This window comes from Streptomyces sp. HNM0575 (assembly GCF_012726265.1).
GTDB lineage: Bacteria > Actinomycetota > Actinomycetes > Streptomycetales > Streptomycetaceae > Streptomyces.
Genome location: NZ_JAASAG010000008.1, coordinates 168,451 through 185,877 on the forward strand (window position 1 = coordinate 168,451; position 17,427 = coordinate 185,877).

11 protein-coding genes are annotated in these 17,427 nt (G+C 71.8%); 8 read left to right on the top strand and 3 right to left on the bottom strand.

Annotated features, from left to right (window positions below):
* The first annotated feature begins 10 nt into the window (after positions 1-10).
* From HCC61_RS20070 to HCC61_RS20090, 5 genes are all read left to right on the top strand, one after another.
* Positions 11-1,189: a cysteine desulfurase family protein gene (locus tag HCC61_RS20070; RefSeq protein WP_169137273.1), complete on the top strand. Its 1,179-nt coding sequence runs from the start codon at positions 11-13 to the stop codon at positions 1,187-1,189.
* A 307-nt stretch (positions 1,190-1,496) separates the two neighbouring features.
* The gene (locus HCC61_RS20075) at positions 1,497-2,909 is read left to right on the top strand and encodes an MFS transporter (RefSeq protein WP_169137275.1); all 1,413 of its coding nucleotides are present in this window, start codon (positions 1,497-1,499) and stop codon (positions 2,907-2,909) included.
* 187 nt (positions 2,910-3,096) lie between these two features.
* On the top strand, positions 3,097-4,722 hold the full coding sequence (locus tag HCC61_RS20080) for an aminotransferase class V-fold PLP-dependent enzyme (RefSeq protein WP_240969152.1): 1,626 nt from the start codon (positions 3,097-3,099) through the stop codon (positions 4,720-4,722).
* 163 nt (positions 4,723-4,885) lie between these two features.
* Positions 4,886-6,133: a hypothetical protein gene (locus tag HCC61_RS20085; RefSeq protein ID WP_169137277.1), complete on the top strand. Its 1,248-nt coding sequence runs from the start codon at positions 4,886-4,888 to the stop codon at positions 6,131-6,133.
* A 163-nt stretch (positions 6,134-6,296) separates the two neighbouring features.
* Complete coding sequence (locus HCC61_RS20090) at positions 6,297-9,188, top strand: penicillin acylase family protein (RefSeq protein WP_346777294.1); 2,892 nt, start codon at positions 6,297-6,299, stop codon at positions 9,186-9,188.
* Positions 9,189-9,361: 173 nt separating this feature from the next.
* On the opposite strand, the gene HCC61_RS20095 is transcribed toward HCC61_RS20090, so the two are convergent.
* A complete protein-coding gene (locus tag HCC61_RS20095) occupies positions 9,362-10,030 on the bottom strand; it encodes an N-acetylmuramoyl-L-alanine amidase (RefSeq protein WP_169137279.1) in 669 nt (222 codons plus the stop codon).
* Between the two features lie 82 nt (positions 10,031-10,112).
* Here HCC61_RS20095 and mnmA point away from each other — a divergent pair, with 82 nt between their 5' ends.
* Positions 10,113-11,279 (top strand): tRNA 2-thiouridine(34) synthase MnmA, encoded by a 1,167-nt coding sequence (gene mnmA, locus HCC61_RS20100; protein WP_169137281.1) that lies wholly within the window; start codon positions 10,113-10,115, stop codon positions 11,277-11,279.
* A gap of 125 nt (positions 11,280-11,404) precedes the next feature.
* On the opposite strand, the gene HCC61_RS20105 is transcribed toward mnmA, so the two are convergent.
* Complete coding sequence (locus tag HCC61_RS20105) at positions 11,405-12,418, bottom strand: rod shape-determining protein (protein ID WP_169137283.1); 1,014 nt, start codon at positions 12,416-12,418, stop codon at positions 11,405-11,407.
* A gap of 296 nt (positions 12,419-12,714) precedes the next feature.
* Here HCC61_RS20105 and HCC61_RS20110 point away from each other — a divergent pair, with 296 nt between their 5' ends.
* Positions 12,715-14,376: a methyltransferase domain-containing protein gene (locus tag HCC61_RS20110; RefSeq protein ID WP_346777307.1), complete on the top strand. Its 1,662-nt coding sequence runs from the start codon at positions 12,715-12,717 to the stop codon at positions 14,374-14,376.
* Here the strand turns inward: HCC61_RS20110 and HCC61_RS31535 are convergent.
* The gene (locus HCC61_RS31535) at positions 14,340-16,802 is read right to left on the bottom strand and encodes an NAD-binding protein (RefSeq protein ID WP_346777295.1); all 2,463 of its coding nucleotides are present in this window, start codon (positions 16,800-16,802) and stop codon (positions 14,340-14,342) included. The genes HCC61_RS20110 and HCC61_RS31535 overlap by 37 nt on opposite strands.
* On the opposite strand from HCC61_RS31535, the gene HCC61_RS20125 reads away from it, so the two are divergent.
* Positions 16,801-17,349, top strand: a complete 549-nt coding sequence (locus HCC61_RS20125) for a TIGR00730 family Rossman fold protein (protein ID WP_240969134.1) — start codon at positions 16,801-16,803, stop codon at positions 17,347-17,349. The two genes, HCC61_RS31535 and HCC61_RS20125, sit on opposite strands and share 2 nt — an antisense overlap.
* Positions 17,350-17,427: the final 78 nt, after the last annotated feature.

The window sequence follows — 17,427 nt, forward strand, 5'->3', positions numbered from 1 at the left end:
TCGAGGGATCATGGCTCGCTCCGTCTACCTCGATCACGCCGCCACGACGCCCATGTATCCCGAGGCGGTGCGGACGATGACGGACCGTCTCGCCGTCACCGGGAACGCCTCCTCGCTGCACGGGTCGGGCCGCCGCGCCCGCCGCACGATCGAGGAGGCGCGTGAGGCGCTCGCGGCGTCGCTGGGCGCGCGCCCCAGCGAGGTCGTCCTCACGGCCGGCGGCACCGAGGCCGACAATCTCGCGGTGAAGGGCCTGTACTGGGCGCGCAGGGACGCCGACCCCGCCCGTACGCGGATCGTCGCCAGCCCCGTCGAGCATCACGCCGTACTCGACACGGTGCACTGGCTGGCCGAGCACGAGGGCGCGGACGTCGAGTGGCTGCCCGTCGACGGATACGGCCGGGTGCACGCGCGGGCGCTGCGCGAAGCGATCGCGCGCGATCCCGGCAGCGTCGCCCTGGCCACCGTGATGTGGGCGAACAACGAGATCGGCACCACCATGCCGGTGCCCGAACTCGCCGAGGCAGCCGCCGAGTTCGACGTCCCGCTGCATTCGGACGCGGTGCAGGCCGTGGGCCAGGCGGAGGTGGACTTCGCCGCGTCCGGGCTGGCCGCGCTGACGCTGACCGGGCACAAGATCGGTGGCCCCTACGGCGTGGGTGCGCTGCTGCTGCGGCGCGAGCAGACCCCCGTACCGCTGCTGCACGGCGGCGGGCAGGAGCGCGACGTGCGCTCCGGGACGCTGGACGTGCCGGCCGTCGCCGCGTTCGCGACCGCCGCCGAACTCGCCGCCGAGCGGCGCGCGGACTTCGAGCGGGACATCGGCGCGCTCCGGGACAAGCTGATCGAGCGCGTGCGTACGGAGGTGCCGGACGCGGTGCTCAACGGCGACCCCGACCCCGCCGGGCGGCTCCCGGGAAACGCGCACTTCTCCTTTCCCGGCTGCGAGGGCGACTCGCTGCTGCTGCTCCTGGACGCGCAGGGCATCGAGTGCTCGACCGGCTCCGCGTGTACGGCGGGGATCGCCCAGCCCAGCCACGTCCTCCTCGCCGCCGGCGCGGACCGCGATCTCGCGCGCGGGACGCTGCGCTTCTCGCTCGGGCACACCTCCACGGAGGCCGACGTGGAAGCGCTCGCGACGGCGATCGGGCCGGCGGTGGAGCGGGCGCGTGGCGCGGGGCTGAGCTGAGCTGCCCTTCGGGGGAGCCGCCCTTCGAGCGAGCCGCCCGTCCCGCGAACCTCCCGCGACCGCTCTGCGCGACTCTCCGCTCTCCGCGACTCTCCAACGAACGCGCCCCCGCCGCTTCCTCCCCTCCTTTCTCCGAACGTCGGCTGTTTCCCCGAACGTTGCCGATCACCGTCTGGACGCCCGGCCCGTTGTGCCGTTGACTGGCGACCCCCGGCCCGTGCAGCCCGCACCCGGCCGGTGAGCGGCAGGGCCGCGCCGGATCCCCGCGTTCCGCGACCGGCGTCCCGCGCTCGGCGAAGGAGGGGCAGTGGGCGGTCCGACCCGGGATCAGGCGTACGCACCGGCGGACAGCGCGGGCCCGCCGCTGCCCGCCACCGTACGGATCGGATACGGCCTGGGCTCGCTGTGCACCGGGACCTTCCCCACCGTGCCCGGGCTGCTGCTGCTCTATTACCTGACCAACGTGATGGCCGTGCCCGCGGCGCTCGCGGGCGTCGCCCTCTTCCTGCCCAAGGCGTGGGACGTACTGATCAATCCGGTCGTCGGCGTCGTCTGCGACCGCAGCCGGCTGCGCGGCGGACCGCGCCGCCCGTTCCTGCTGGCCGGAGCGTGCACGCTGCCGCCGCTGTTCGCGCTGCTCTTCGCGGCGCCCCCGGTGCGGGGTGCAGCGGCGGCGGCGTATGTCGCCGTGCTCTTCATGCTGGCCGCCACCGCCTACGCCGTCTTCCAGGTCCCGTACGTGGCGATGCCGGCGGAGATGACCGACGAGACCGGCGAACGCGGCAGGCTGCTCGCCTGGCGCGTGGGCTTCCTCGGCGCGGCGATCCTGCTGTCCGGGGCCGTCGCACCGGCCATCGCGCACGCGGGCGGGGACACGCCCGCGAGCTACCGGCTGATGGGGCTCTCCGTGGCGGCGCTGCTCGCGTGCGGGATGCTCGCCGCGTGGCGGGGCACGCGGCGGGCGCCCGGCGCCGCCCATACGACGGCAGAGCCCTCGCTGCGGGCCCAGCTCACGGCGGCGCGCAGCAACGTGCCCTTCCTGTATCTGGTGGGGATGTGGATGGCGCAGGCCCTTGCCGTCGGCGTGATGCTGGCGGGAGTGCAGTACTTCGCCACCTACGTACTGGGCTCGGCGAGCGCCGTGACCCCGCTGTTCGCCTGCATGATCGGCCCGTTGGCGCTGGTGATGCCGCTGTGGAACCGGCTCGCGCGTGCGCGCGGCGTCAAGTACGCGCAGTTCTGCGCCAGTTGGGTGTTCCTCGGCGCCTCGCTCGTACTCGTGCTCACGCCGTGGGCGGGCGCGTGGCCCGCGTACGCGACGATCGCCGCGGTCGGAGTCGCATACGGCGGGCTTCAGTTGCTGCCGCTGCGGATGCTCGCCGACAACCTCGCCGCCGACGCGGTGCGTACGGGACGGCAGCGTGCCGCCACCTTCACCGGGCTGTGGACCGCGGCCGAGACGCTGGCGTTCGCGCTGGGCGCGGGCGCCTTCGCGGCCGTACTCGCCGTGACCGGCTTCCGGTCCTCCGACGCGGCGCACGCGGTGGAGCAGCCCGGCTCGGCGCTTACCGGGATCACCTTCGGCATGAGCCTGGTGCCCGCCGCGTTCGCGGTGGTGAGCCTGTGGCTGCTGAGCAGGTACCGGGAGGAGCACGAGGAGCCGTCGCCTGCGGCGGCGGCCCCCGGCACCCTGGAGGACGAGACCCGCAGTGAGCACTGAATCCGCGCCCGGCCCGGACGGCCCGTCCGGCGCCTCCGGCACCTCCGGCCCGTCCGGCACCTCCGGCCCGTCCGGCGCCTCCGGCCCGTCCGGCGCCTCCGGCCCGTCCGGCGCCTCCGGCACCTCGGGCCCTGCTCACCCCGCTCGCCCTGCCGGTTCGGCGGCCCGCCCCGACGGAGCCGCCCCGTTGCCGAAGGGGCGTCCCGCGGACGAGGTGCTCGCCGAACTGCGCGCGCTGCGCGGCCGGGACGCGCCCACCCGCGGCGGCCGCACCTTCGCCTACGTATACGACGCGGCGCTCGGCGGGCTCGACGAGCTTGCGTCCGCGGCCTATTCGTCGTACGCCACCGTCAACGGCCTGGACATGACGGTCTTTCCGAGCGTCGCCCGGCTGGAGAACGACATCGTGCGCAGCGCCGCCGCACTGCTCGGCGCTCCCGGCACCCAGGGCACCTTCACCAGCGGCGGCACCGAGAGCATCCTGCTCGCCGTCAAGACGGCGCGGGATCACGCCCGTTCGGTGCGGGAGGTGACCGAGCCCCGGATGGTGCTGCCGTCCACGGCGCACGCGGCGTTCCACAAGGCGGCGGCGTATCTGGGGGTCGAGCCGGTGGTCGTGCCCGTCGACCCGGCGGACTACCGGGCCGACGCCGCGGCGATGGACGAGGCGACCGACGAGCGGACCGTGCTGGTGGTCGCCTCCGCTCCGTCCTATGCGCACGGCGTCGTCGACCCGGTGGAGCGCATCGCCTTCGCCGCGGCCGAGAAGGGAGTGCTGTGCCACGTCGACGCCTGCATCGGCGGCTGGCTGCTGCCGTACCTGCGCCGTGCGGGACGTGAAGTGCCCCCGTTCGGGATGGAGTTGAGGGGAGTCACCTCTCTCTCCGTGGATCTGCACAAGTACGGGTACGCGGACAAGGGCGCGTCCGTGGTGCTGTACCGGGACGCGGAGCTGCGCAGGTACCAGTTCTTCGCGCACGCCGGCTGGCCCGGCTATCCAGTGGTCAACCCGACCGTGCAGGGCACCAAGTCCGGCGGGCTGCTCGCGCAGGCGTGGGCGGTGCTGCGGCACGTGGGCGACGACGGGTACGAGGAGCTGGCGCGGCGGATCGCGGACGCGGCAGACCGGCTGCTGCCGGGGCTCGGGGAGCTGGAGGGCGTACGGGTGCTGGGGCGGCCGGAGGCCGGGCTGGTCGCGTTCACGCTCGACGGCGGCGCTGCGGCCGGGGGCGGCGAGCCCGGGGCCGCATCCGGAAGCGGTGACCCCGGCAGCGGTGACCACCCCGGCGGCGCTGACCACCCCGGCGGCAGCGGTGAACCCGGCGCGCCCCACGGCGACTTGAGCCTCGTGCTGCACCTCGCCGACGAGATGCGGATCCGCGGCTGGTACCTCCAGCCCCAGCTCGGCTTCGAAGGCATGCCGCCCAATCTGCATCTCACCCTGACCCCGGCGACGGCGGGCCAGGTCGACGCGCTGCTCGCCGATCTCCGCGAGGCGCTCACGGCCGCGCGGGCGCTCGCCCCCGTGGGCGTCGACCCGCAGCTCGCACGGCTCGCCAAGGGGCTCGACCCCTCCACCCTCGGCCCGGACGAGGTCGCCGCCGTGCTGTCGTACGCGGGCCTCGACGGCACCCTCGACGGCAGCGACGACAGCGGGAGCAGCGACAGCGCGGGCAGCGGCAGCGGGGCCGACGGCGGCGGCACGGCGGGCACGGTACGGATGGCTCCCGTCCTCGCCCTGCTCGACGCGCTGCCCGTGCCGCTCAAGGAGCGCCTGCTGACGGAGTACGTCGGCTCGGTCTTCCGGGTCTGACGGCCCGGCGCCCCCGGCGCCCCGGCGCCCCGACTGCAACCGGCGAACGGTCTCCTGTCGTCGTGTCAGATGACCGAACGGGGGAGCGTGCGTGACGGCGTGCACAAGCACGAGGCGGGAAAGCGGGGCCGCGCGCAAGACCACGTGATTCCAGAGGGAAAGCATGAAACCGTTGCATCTCAAGGGTGCGGCCGCGCTCGCCGCCGCCGCACTGGTGGGAGTCGGGTACCAGACCGCCTTCGGCAGTGAATCCGGGCCGCATCGCCAGTCGGGATCCACCTCCCCGGCGCCGGCCTCGATGGCGCCCAGCGCGCAGGCACCGGCCGCGCCGAAGCTGAAGGTCTCGTACTGGGGGAAGTCGCTGGAGGCCGAACTGACCGACATAGCCCCGGTCTCGGCAGACGAGGGCTGGGCCGTCGGCACGTCGCGGAACGACGACGGCAGCGGGGAGGCCAAGCAGATCCTGCTGCACCGCAAGGGCAAGGAGTGGAAGCCGAGCCCGGTCCCTGAGGGCGGCGAGAAGACCCTTCTCACCCGGGTCGACGCCTCCGGCCCGGACAACGTATGGGTCTTCGGCATGAAGACCGCCGGCGAGAAGCCGCCCGTCGCCTTCCGCTGGGACGGGAAGCAGTGGCACGAGATGAAGGTGCCCGTCGCGAACGACCGCTGGGAGGGCCCGCGTTCGACGGCCGTGCTCGCCGCCGACGATGTATGGCTGCTCGGCGGGGAACGGAACGCCTACCACTGGGACGGCAGGAAGTGGACCAAGTCCCAGCTTCCCGCCGTGGCGATGGACATCGCCGGCACCGGCGGCCGGGACGTGTGGGCCGTCGGCCTCCGCGACACGGGAGACGACGACGGTGGCGGCCCGATGAGCCAGCCGTCCGCCATGCACTGGGACGGGAAGAAGTGGAAGACCGCCGAGACCCCCGAGTACCACTTCCCGGACCCGCCGGCGGAGGAGGCCTCCAGCCTGGACGCCGTGGTCGCCGTCTCGGAGAACGAGGTGTGGGCCCTGGGCCGCCACGACTACAACCACGGTGAGGGAGGCCCCGAACCGGAGGACGAGGTCATCCTGCTTCGCTGGGACGGGAACGCGTGGAAGGAGGCCCCCGAGAAGGCGGCGAAGAAGGCGGAGATGCTGGCCTCCGACGGCGACGGCGGACTGATGCTGGACACCGACCTGCACATGACCAAGGACGGCGCACTTCACAAGATCGCCAAGGCCGAGCCCGTGCCGGGCCGTTCGGGGAAGGTCGAACCGGTCGACAAGAAGCAGGGCTTCGTGAACGACAAGGCGGTCCTCGTGCCCGGTACGCGCCAGGTGTGGTGCGGGGGCACCATCACGCTCGGCTCGCACGGCGACGCCAACTTCCGCCGGGCCGGGGTGGTGAGCTACGACGCGGGCTGACCGAGCCCGGTGAACGGCCCGCTCCCCGCACCTGCGCTCCAGGTGCGGGGAGCGGCTGTTTTGCGCCTTGTGTGAGTACCGCCGTCCGCGCATCTACCCAGGGGTAGTAACGAGGGTTAACGTTCGCCGCAAGCTGCCGCATCTCACCCCGCAGGAGATTCCGGTGATCAACTCCCGTGCTTCGTACGGAACATGGCGGACCCGGCGCACCTGGCGGACCTCGCGGACCCGGCGCACCTGGGAGCCCCGGCTCACCCGGCGCACCCGGCTCACCGCGAAGAGGCTGCGCCGCACGGTGGTCGCCGTCGCCGCGGCCGCGCTTCTCGCACCCCTCGTGGGCGCTTCACCGGCGTACGCGGCCGGAGCCGCACACACGGCGCGGTCCGGGCCCGCATCCGGCGACCCCTGCCGGGGCCAGTGCCGCGACATCCTCCCCGCCGGGCAGAACGGCCACGCCACCCTCACCGAGATACTGCTGCACAAGGCCACCGGCCTGCGCCCGAAGCACTCGGCCGACCAACTCGGCCCGTACGCGGACCTGTTGCACGACTACTCCGGCCTGAGCGACGACAAGCTCGGCGACTACTTCAACGACGCCTCCTTCGGCGTGCCCGCGGACCAGGTGGAGAGCGCCGAGAAGCCACGTGCCGATGTGACCGTCACCCGCGACAAGGCCACGGGCACGCCGCACATCAAGGGCACGACCCGTGCCGGGACGGAGTTCGGCGCCGGATACGCCGCGGGCCAGGACCGGTTGTGGCTCATCGACGTCCTCCGGCACGTCGGACGCGGCCGGCTGTCGTCCTTCGCGGGCGGTGCGGAGGGCAACCGGGAGCTGGAGCAGAGCCTTTGGGCCACCGCCCCGTACACCGAGAAGGACCTCGAACGGCAGGTCGCCCGGATCCGCGACTCGGGCGCACGCGGCGCCCTGGCCTACGACGACATCAAGAGCTACGTCGGCGGGCTCAACGCCTACATCGACGACAGCCGCGGTGCGCTGGACTACCCGGGCGAGTACGTGCTCACCGGCCACGGCTCGAAGATCGAGGACTTCAAGGTCACCGACGTCGTCGCGATCGCCTCCGTCATCGGCGCGATCTTCGGCAACGGAGGCGGCGGCGAGGTCGGCAACGCCCTGGCCAGGCTGGCGTTCCGGCAGCAGTACGGGAAGACGGCCGGCGACGAGGCGTACACGGCGTGGCGTGCGCAGAACGACACCGGGGCCACAACCACCGTGCACGGCAAGGAGTTTCCGTACGCCGGCTCCCCGAAGAAGCCGCGCGGCGTGGCCGCACCGGACGGCGGTTCCGTCACCGCATACGACCACTCGCAGAACGAGGACGGCACGGACGCCGCCGCGCGGAGCACGGGCGTGCTGCCCGGCGACCTCATCAGCGCCAGGAAGGGCATGTCCAACGCGCTGATGGTCTCCGGCAGGCACACCGCCTCCGGCAGTCCGATCGCCGTCTTCGGCCCGCAGACCGGCTACTTCTCTCCGCAGATCCTGATGGTGCAGGAGCTGGACGGGCCCGGACTGCGCTCTCGCGGCGCCTCCTTCCCCGGACTGGGCTTCTACGTGGAGCTCGGCCGCGGCCTCGACTACTCCTGGAGCGCCACATCCGCGGGCCAGGACATCACCGACACCTTCGCCGTCGAGCTCTGCGAGCAGTCCGGCGCGGAGCCCACCACGGCGTCGCAGAGCTACATGCTGCACGGCGAGTGCACGCCGTTCGACAGGCTCTCCAGGCACAACGAGTGGAAGCCGACCCTCGCCGACGGCACGAAGGCCGGCTCGTACGACGTGGTGACGCTCCGCTCCGCGTACGGCCTGGTCAGCCACACGGGGAAGGTCGACGGCAAGCCGGTTGCCTTCACCGCGCTGCGCTCCACGTACCTCCACGAAGCCGACTCGGTGATCGGCTTCCAGAAGTTCAACGACCCTTCGGCGATCACCTCCGCGCGCAGCTTCCAGCGGGCGGCGCAGGACATCGGCTACACCTTCAACTGGTTCTATGCGGACGCCGATCACACCGCGTACTTCAACTCCGGTGACAATCCGGTGCGTTCGAAGGACACCGATCCCGACCAGCCGATACGGGCGGGCAAGGCGCAGGAGTGGAAGGACTGGGACCCGCAGACCAACACGTCCGCCGTGACGCCGCCCGCCGAGCATCCGAACTCCGTGGACCAGGACTACTTCGTCAACTGGAACAACAAGCAGGCCGACGGCTACTCCGCGGACTGGGCCAACGGCCCGGTGCACCGGGGAGACCTGCTCGACACCAGGGTCGCCGCACTGGTGAAACAGGGCTCCGTGACGCGTACGAAGCTGGTACAGGCGATGGAGAACGCGGCGGCTGCGGACCTGCGGGCGGAGAAGGTGCTGCCCGAAGTCCTCGATGTCATCGGCTCGTCCAAGGTGACGGACTCCGAACTGGCCCGCACGGTCGGGGAGTTGCGTGCGTGGGTGAAGTCCGGTTCGCAGCGGCGCGAGGCCGCGCGGGACGACGGCGAGTATGAACACGCGGAAGCCATAAGGGTGCTGGACGCCTGGTGGCCGCTGCTGGTGAAGGGCGAGTTCGAACCGGAGCTGGGCGAGAAGCTCTACCGGTCGCTGACCTCGCTCGCGCCGGTGAACGAGTCGCCGTCCGGCGGCCAGAACGGCGGCGAAGGGAGCGGCGGTGTGGGAGCCGGCCAGCCGCACAAGGGCTCGGCGCTCCAGCACGGCTGGTGGTCGTTCGTGCAGAAGGATCTGCGCGCCGTGCAGGGCGAGGACGTCGAGTCCCCGCTCGACAGGCCCTACTGCGGCGGCGGTTCACTCGCCGAGTGCCGCAGGATGCTGCTGACGACGCTGGCCGAGGCCGCCGCCGTCCCCGCCGAGAAGACCTATCCCGGCGACGAGGAGTGCGACGCGGGCGACCAGGTGTGCGCCGACTCGATCGTGCACCGGGCGATGGGCGGCATCACCGTGCCGCGGATCGCCTGGCAGAACCGGCCCACCTACCAGCAGGTCGTGGAGTTCCCCGCCCGGCGCGAGGGCGCGTCCGCGCGGTGACCCCTCCCTCACGGTCTCGGCACCTTCGTCACGGCCCGGCGCCGGGCGGTCGGTCCTGCCGGGCCGTGACGGTTGCCGGGCCGTGGCGGCCGGTCGTGGCCGCCGCCGGCTACTGACCCCGCCCGGCGGCTCACCGAGGGCCTGACCGCCCGGCGGCCCACCGCCCTGCCGCTTCACCGACGCGCGGCGGAGCCGCCCCGCGCCTCGGCCTCGCGAGCCTCGCGCACGTAGCCCATGTACCGCTTCCAGTCCCAGTGCGGCCCCGGATCGGTGTGGTCGGCGCCCGGCACCTCGTTGTGCCCGACGATGTGCTTCCGGTCGACGGGTATGGCGTACCGCTTGCATATACGGGCCGTGAGCCGCGCGGAGGACCGGTACATCGCCTCCGTGAAGTTCTGCGGACGGTCGACGAAGCCCTCGTGCTCGATGCCTATGCTGCGCTCGTTGTAGCCGCGGTTCCCCGCGTGGTAGGCGACGTCCAGCTCCCGCACCATCTGCACCGTCCGCCCGTCGCTCGCCCGCACCACATAGTGCGCGGCGGCCTCGTGCAGGGGATCGCGGAACACCTTCACAGCCGTACGGAAGTCGCTCTCGGTCACGTGGATCACGACGCGGTCGATGACGTAGTCGGCGGGCCGGTCCGCGAAGCGCAGATTCCCCTCCGAGGCGGCGACCCAGTGCACGCCGGGCTCGTCGACCTCGCCCTCCTTGCGCTGCTTGTCGACCCCCGGTACGCGCCACCACAGGCGCGAGGCCGTGTCCCAGTTGAGGGCGGCGGCCGCGGCCAGTGCCACGCCGCTGCCGCCGCCGATGAGCCAAGTGCGCCGAGAGACCGATCCCATGACCGGTCAAACGCTCGCGCCCGCCGTCCCGGTTCCGCTCGCTTACGGGGACGCGGCCCGCTGCGTCTACCCTGGACGGGTTATGACTGACGCTTCCCGCACCCACGGGCCGCCCGTCGGCGGCGCTCTCAGGCTGCGTGTCCTCGCCGCCATGTCCGGCGGCGTGGACTCCGCCGTCGCCGCCGCGCGCGCCGCCGAGGCGGGCCACGACGTCACGGGCGTGCACCTCGCCCTCTCCGAGAACCCGAAGTCGTTCCGCACCGGCGCCCGCGGCTGCTGCACGATCGAGGACTCCCGGGACGCCCGCCGCGCCGCGGACGTCATCGGGATCCCCTTCTACGTCTGGGACTTGGCCGAGCGCTTCCGTGAGGACGTCGTCGAGGACTTCGTCGCCGAGTACGAGGCGGGCCGTACGCCGAACCCGTGCCTGCGCTGCAACGAGAAGATCAAGTTCGCGGCGCTGCTGGACAAGGCGCTGGCCCTGGGCTTCGACGCGGTGTGCACGGGCCACTACGCCACGGTGGTCACGCGCGACGACGGCACCCGCGAGCTGCACCGCGCGAGCGACGCCGCCAAGGACCAGAGCTATGTCCTCGGAGTGCTCGACGCCCGTCAGCTGGCGCACGCCATGTTCCCCCTCGGCGACACGCTCACCAGCAAGGACGAGATCAGGGAAGAGGCGGAGCGGCGCGGCCTCGCCGTCGCGAAGAAGCCCGACAGCCACGACATCTGCTTCATCGCGGACGGCGACACCCAGGGCTTCCTCGCCGGCCGCCTCGGCACCTCCGAGGGCGACATCCTCGACGAGGACGGCCACAAGCTCGGCACCCACGAGGGCGCCTACGGCTTCACCATCGGCCAGCGCAAGGGCCTGCGCATCGGGCACCCGGCGCCCGACGGCAAGCCGCGGTACGTGCTGGACATCTCACCGGTGGACAACACGGTCACCGTCGGCCCCGCCGCCTCCCTCGACGTCGCGGCGCTGACCGCCGTCAAGCCCCGCTGGTGCGGCACCGGGCCCGCAGGACCCGGCACGTACACGGCCCAGCTGCGCGCCCACGGCGGCGAGGCGGAGGTCACCGCCGAACCGGCGGACGACGGGGCCGAGTTGAGGGTCCGCTTCACCGAACCGGTACGCGGCGTGGCCCCGGGCCAGGCAATCGTCCTCTACGACGGCACGCGCGTCATCGGCTCGGCGACGATCGCCACGACGGAGCGGACCAGCCCCGCGGGCGTCAACAGCGCCTGACGGAGAGACTTTTCACGGCGGGCGGCCGCAACAGGGCCGCCCGCCGGGGGACTTGCGGAACGCCACCGCCCCGGGGGCCGCCCGCCGTGCCCGTGGCGCCCCGGCCGAAGCCGGGGGCCGGGCGCCTACGCCCCGTGCACCGTGCCGCTGAAGACCTTCTCCAGCTTGTCGAACTCCTCCAGGCAGCGGCCCGTGCCCACGGCGACACAGCTCAGCGGCTCCTCCGCGACATAGACGGGCATGCCCGTCTCCTTCGTCAACCGCTCGTCCAGGCCGTGCAGCAGGGCGCCGCCGCCGGTCAGCACGATGCCGCGCTCCATGATGTCGCCGTACAGCTCCGGCGGGCACGCGTCGAACGCGGTGCGCACCGCGTCGACGATCGCCGCGACCGGCTTCTCCGTCGCCTCGCGGATCTCGTCCTCGCTCAGCTCCACGGTCTTGGGCATGCCGGTCTCCTTGTCCCGGCCGCGCACCGGCGTCGGAACGCCGCTGCCCATCGACATCTTGACGTCCTCCGCGGTGCGTTCACCGACCCCTATGGCGAAGTGCAGCTCGATGTACGACGCGATGGCCGCGTCCAGGGCGTCGCCCGCGACGCGTGCGGAGTGCGTGACGACCGTGCCCCCCAGGGAGATGATCGCCACCTCGGTGCTGCCGCCGCCGATGTCGACGACCATCGAGCCGCGCGCCTCGTGCACAGGCAGCCCGGCGCCGATCGCGGCCGCCATCGGCTCCTCGATGAGATGCACGGAACGCGCACCGGCCCTCGCGGCCGTCTGAAGGACCGCGCGCCGCTCGACTCCCGTGACGCCGCTCGGAACGCATACGACGACCCGCGGTCCTCTGCCGCGCCCCACTCTCGCCGCGCGGATGAAATGCCGCAGCATTCCCTCGGTGGCTTCGAAATCCGTGATGACGCCGCCCTTGAGAGGACGCGTGGCGGTGATGGAGCCCGGAGTGCGGCCCACTGCCTCTTTCGCTTCCGTGCCCACGGCGAGCACTTTTCCGGTGCGGGACTCGACCGCCACGACCGACGGTTCGTTGAGGATGATGCCGCGTCCGCGCGCGTACACCAGCGTGTTGGCGGTGCCAAGGTCTATGCCGATGTCACGCGTGCTGAACGAGGTGCTCTTCGCCATGTGTTCTCGCCGTGTTCGGTGCAGGGTGTGCCGAATTGTCGTGCTGGGCTTGCAGCATACCCAACTGTCCTGGTTTCGGGACAACTCGGCCTCCGGAAACCTGAGATCGCAAACGTGCTGGTGGGAGCGCGGTTCACGCTCGAACAAGGAGCCGACCGTTCGGTTAGGTGGCATAGACCCGGGCTTGGGTGGATAGCTATGCGCTGGAGTCCGAGCGCGCGGTGCCCGTGACTGAAGCCTTGGCGTCCCGGGTCGGCCGCGCCGTAGGCCACCCTCTCAGCAATCGGAGGTACCCCATTACCGCGCGACCGACGCAGGAATTCGGAGAGAACCCTGTCGACGTCCGGGAAACCGGTCACTACACGGAGGAATACGTCCCGAGCTTCGTCGACAAATGGGACTCTCTCATTGATTGGGAAAAGCGCTCACACAGTGAGGGCAATTTCTTCATAGACCTGCTGCGCAAGCGGGGCGTGAAGAGTGTGCTCGACGTCGCCACGGGGACCGGGTTCCACTCGGTGCGACTGCTCGAAGCAGGATTCGACGCCGTCAGTGCGGACGGCAGTGCCGACATGCTGTCGAAGGCATTCAAGAACGGAATGGAGAACGGAAGTCACATACTCCGCGTCGTCCAGGCGGACTGGCGCTGGCTCAACAGGGACGTGCACGGGGAGTACGACGCCATCGTCTGCCTCGGCAACTCCTTCACGCACCTGTTCTCGGAGCGCGACCGCCGCAAGGCGCTGGCCGAGTTCTACGCGATGCTGAAGCACGACGGAGTGCTCATCCTCGACCAGCGGAACTACGACGCGATGCTGGACCGCGGATTCTCCAGCAAGCACACGTACTACTACTGCGGCGAGGACGTGGCCGTCGAACCGGAGTATCTGGACGAGGGGTTGTGCCGCATGCGGTACAACTTCTCCGACAGCTCCGTGTATCACCTCAACATGTTTCCGCTGCGCAAGGATTACACGCGCCGGCTCATGTCCGAGGTGGGATTCCAGCACATCGAGACCTACGGCGACTTCCAGCACACCTACCGTGAGGAACAGCCGGACTTCTTTGTGCACGTCGCGGAGAAGGAGTACCGCATGGACGAGGAGGGCGAAGGTGCGTACTCGGCCGCCGTGAGCACGGCCCGCACGTACTACAACTCGTCCGACGCCGACGAGTTCTATGCATCCGTGTGGGGCGGCGAGGACATCCACATCGGTCTCTACGAGAGCTCCGAGGAGCCCATCGCCGACGCCAGCCGCCGCACCGTGCAGCGGATGGCGGAGAAGCTCGACCTCGACGAGTCGTCGGTGGTGCTCGACCTGGGTGCGGGCTTCGGCGGCTCGGCGCGGTACCTGGCCGAGACGTACGGCAGCCGCGTCATCGCGCTGAACCTCAGCGAGGTGGAGAACGAGCGGAACCGCGAACTCAACGCCCAGCGCGGCCTCACCGACAAGGTCGAGGTCGTGGACGGCTCGTTCGAGAGCATCCCCTACCCCGACGACAGCGTGGACGTCGTCTGGTCGCAGGACGCCTTCCTGCACAGCGGCAACCGCACACGGGTGCTGGAGGAGGTCACGCGCGTGCTGCGGCCGGGCGGACAGCTCGTCTTCACCGACCCGATGGCGGCGGACGGCACCTCCACGGCCGTACTGAAGCCGATCCTGGAGCGCATCCATCTCGACACGATGGGCTCGCCCGGCTTCTACCGGCGTGAGCTGGCGCGGCTCGGGTTCAGCTCGGCCAGCAGCGGAGGCTTCGAGGAGCACCGCGAGCAGCTCGTGAACCACTACGGGCGCGTGCTGGAGGAGACCGAGCGCCAGGAGGCGCTGGGGATCGAAGGGCTTGCCGGGAAGGTGAGTTCGGAGTACCTCACCAACATGAAGAAGGGCCTGGGCCACTGGGTCAGCGGCGGCAATCAGCGTCAACTCACCTGGGGAATCTTCCACTTCAGGCTTTGAGAAACGATTTTGCTGTCTGCTCCCGCCCCTCTCGTACGGGGGCGGGGCACGGTCCCCCTGGCGTGTTCGGGGGGACCCCCCAACGGGGTTCGGGCGTACGGGATCACCGCGTACTGAACGCTGTGCACTGAACGCCGTGCACTGAACTCCCTGTACTGAAGGCCGCGTACGGACCCCGCGCACGGATCAGGGCGTGCGCGGGTCCGGGAACCGGTGCTCCCCGGTGCCCGGGATGTGCGGCCTGCTGGGTGCGGGACCGGCCGCGAGCAGCCGGCTGAGACCGCGCCGGGTCGCGGCGACCACGACGCGGTCGCCCGCCTTGAGCACGTAACCGGGGTGCAGACGCCACTCCAGCTCGCTCGCGCCCGTGTACGTGACGGACGAGAGGTCCTGCTGCCGCTCGTCCTCCGAGGCCGTGTCCATGGCGACCACGCGCCAGGCCTCCGTCTGGAAGGCACGCTCGACCGTGAGGCCCTCCAGCAGCGGATTGCCCCGGACCTCCACGGCGGCGAAGACCAGCACCGGCGGCCCACCGAGATCGCGCCGAGCACCTGCCGGCCCATCATCGCCCCCGCGAACGCGGGGGCCGCGAGGGCCGAGACGCTGCGGCTGTGGGTCTGCGCCGCGGGATAGGTGTCGCGGAGGGTGCGGTACACGGTGGTGGCGAACGAGTCGTCGAACAGCCGCATCACCACGCGCAGTTCGGGCTTGATCTGGCGGGCGTTGAGCGAAGCCTCCAGATTGATGCCGTCGTTGCTGGTGAGGGCGAGGAGGGCGCGGCTGCGCTTGATCTTGGCGTCCTCCAGCACGCCGTCCTCCGTGACGTCGGCGATCAGCGTCGGCACCCGGTGCCTGCGGGCGAGCGCTATGCCGCGCGCCTCGTCGTTCTGCTCGATGCACACGACGGGGATGTTCAGCTCAAGCAGCCGCTCCAGCACGTGCTTTCCGACCTTGCCGAGACCCACCAGCACCACGTGGCCGCCGAGGCCGCGCGGGGGAGTGGGCAGGGCGGCGGTCCTGCGGAACGAGCCGTAGCTCTCCAGGACCACGGCGAGCAGCAGCGGGAGCAGCGCCATCCCGGTCAGCCCGGCGAGCAGTTGGAGGATCTGTTCGGCCGGTGGCTCCTCGAGGTTCGGCTCGTTGATGGCGAACAGGTCGAGAAGCGTCACGTATCCCGCGTGCAGGGGGGAGTCACGGCTGATCACCCAGTGCACCGCGGCGAGGGCGAGCACCACGCCGGCCATGGCCAGCAGGGAGTAGCGCAGCCGGCGCGAGAACAGCCGCTGCACGGCGGGCATCCGCGGCAGCCTCGACGACCGGGGGCCGGCCGCGTGGCTGGGCCTGCGGGTGATCGCCTCCAGCACGACCGCCTCGCGCGACGGCGGCAGCCCGCTCAACTCCTCGTCGTCCGGGAGCAGTACGGGACCGCGGCCGGGGGCGCCGCGGTGGCGGGGAGCGCGGCCGGGCGCATGGCCGGGCGCACGGCCCGGGGCGGTGCCGGAGCCCGGGGCGGGGACGGAGCCCGCGGCGGTGCCGGGGCCGTGGGAGCCGTGGGAACCCTGGGAGCCGCCGGGGCCGTGACCGGCGGGCGCGCCGCCGTTCCCGTGGGCCTCGCCCCGGTCGCCCCGGTCGCCCCGGTCTTCGCGGTCGCTCCGGTCGTCACGGGCGCCGCCCCCGTCGTCGGCGGTCTGAGCCCCGTCGCCGTCGCCACCCCCGTCGCCCGCGCCCTCCTGGTCGCTCTCGCTCTCGCTGTCGTCGGAGGCGCCCTCGCCGTTCTCGGTGTCCCCGGTGGCGGGCATCAGCGCGAGAGTGCACAGCGGATTGCGGCGGTCGACGGTGCGCAGGGTGCGCTCCTTGGCGCGCAGTAACAGCCCGTCCGCGTACAGCACCTTGGCGCTGCCGACGACGGCCGCCGCGACGATCGAGGGCGCGGCGGTGTCGGAGTCGGAGAGCACCGTCGTGGTGGCGTCCTCCGCGGAGGACGTCTGCCGACTGCCGCGACGGCGCGGGCTGTTGAGCCGCGCGGCCCGGTCCAGCAGATCCACGAGGTACTGCCCCAGGTTGCCGTTGAACATGCGGATGACCAGCCGCACCCGCGGGTTGATCCGGCGGGCGCGCAGCGCGGTGTAGATGTTGAGCTGGTCGTCGCCCGAGGTGAGCGCGAGCGCGCTGGCCCGCTCGATGCCCGCCCGTACGAGCGCGTCGTCGTCGGGCACCCGGGTCTCGACGGCCTCCACCCACATCCCCGGCCTGTCGATGAGTCCGGCGATCTGCGGGCCGTGGCTGCCGCCGCGCAGCGACGGCAGCACGACCGTGACGTGCTGTCCGTAGACCGTGGCCAGCTCCCTGGTGACCCGCTGCGCGAGCGCGTTGTCACCGCAGACCACCATGTGCCCGCGCAGGCCCCGCCCTAGGCTGCTGTCCATGGTCTCCAAGGACAGTTCCCCCTTGAACATCTGCGTCTTCTGCTCCGCGGCCGAACTCGCCCCCGTATACACGGAGTCGGCACGCGAATTCGCCGAGCTTATCGGCCGCCGGGGACATTCCCTGGTCTGGGGCGGATCGGACGTCGGACTGATGAAGGTCGTCGCGGACGGCGTGCAGGGGGCCGGGGGACGGCTCGTGGGGATCTCGGTGGAGTTCCTTCAGAGCAAGGCCCGCGAGGACGCGGACGAGATGGTCGTCACGGCGAACCTCGCCGAGCGGAAGGCTCAACTCCTCGCCCGCGCCGACGCGTTCGTGATCATGGTGGGCGGTACCGGCACCCTGGACGAGGCCACCGAGATCCTTGAACTGAAGAAGCACGGGCTGCACGCCAAGCCCGTCGTGCTGCTGAACACCGCCGGCTACTACGACGGCCTGCGGCAGCAGCTCGCCCGCATGGAGGCGGAGGGCTTCCTGCCGCTGCCGCTGTCGGAGCTGGTCGCCTTCGCGGACGACGGGGCGAGCGCGCTGCGGCTGCTGGAGGCGTGACGGGGGCCTTACGGCTGGGGCGCGTGCCGGGCCGCGCAGGCGTCCGGGCAGGTGCCCGGTGCGGCGTCCGGCGCGGCG

Excerpts from the sequence above, each read along its gene's own strand:
- HCC61_RS20070 (WP_169137273.1), top strand. The coding sequence starts at position 11 with ATGGCTCGCTCCGTCTACCTCGATCACGCCGCCACGACGCCCATGTAT.
- HCC61_RS20085 (WP_169137277.1), top strand. The coding sequence starts at position 4,886 with ATGAAACCGTTGCATCTCAAGGGTGCGGCCGCGCTCGCCGCCGCCGCA.
- HCC61_RS20095 (WP_169137279.1), bottom strand. The coding sequence starts at position 10,030 with ATGGGATCGGTCTCTCGGCGCACTTGGCTCATCGGCGGCGGCAGCGGC.
- mnmA (WP_169137281.1), top strand. The coding sequence starts at position 10,113 with ATGACTGACGCTTCCCGCACCCACGGGCCGCCCGTCGGCGGCGCTCTC.
- HCC61_RS20105 (WP_169137283.1), bottom strand. The coding sequence starts at position 12,418 with ATGGCGAAGAGCACCTCGTTCAGCACGCGTGACATCGGCATAGACCTT.
- HCC61_RS20125 (WP_240969134.1), top strand. The coding sequence starts at position 16,801 with ATGGTCTCCAAGGACAGTTCCCCCTTGAACATCTGCGTCTTCTGCTCC.
- HCC61_RS31535 (WP_346777295.1), bottom strand. The coding sequence starts at position 16,802 with ATGGACAGCAGCCTAGGGCGGGGCCTGCGCGGGCACATGGTGGTCTGC.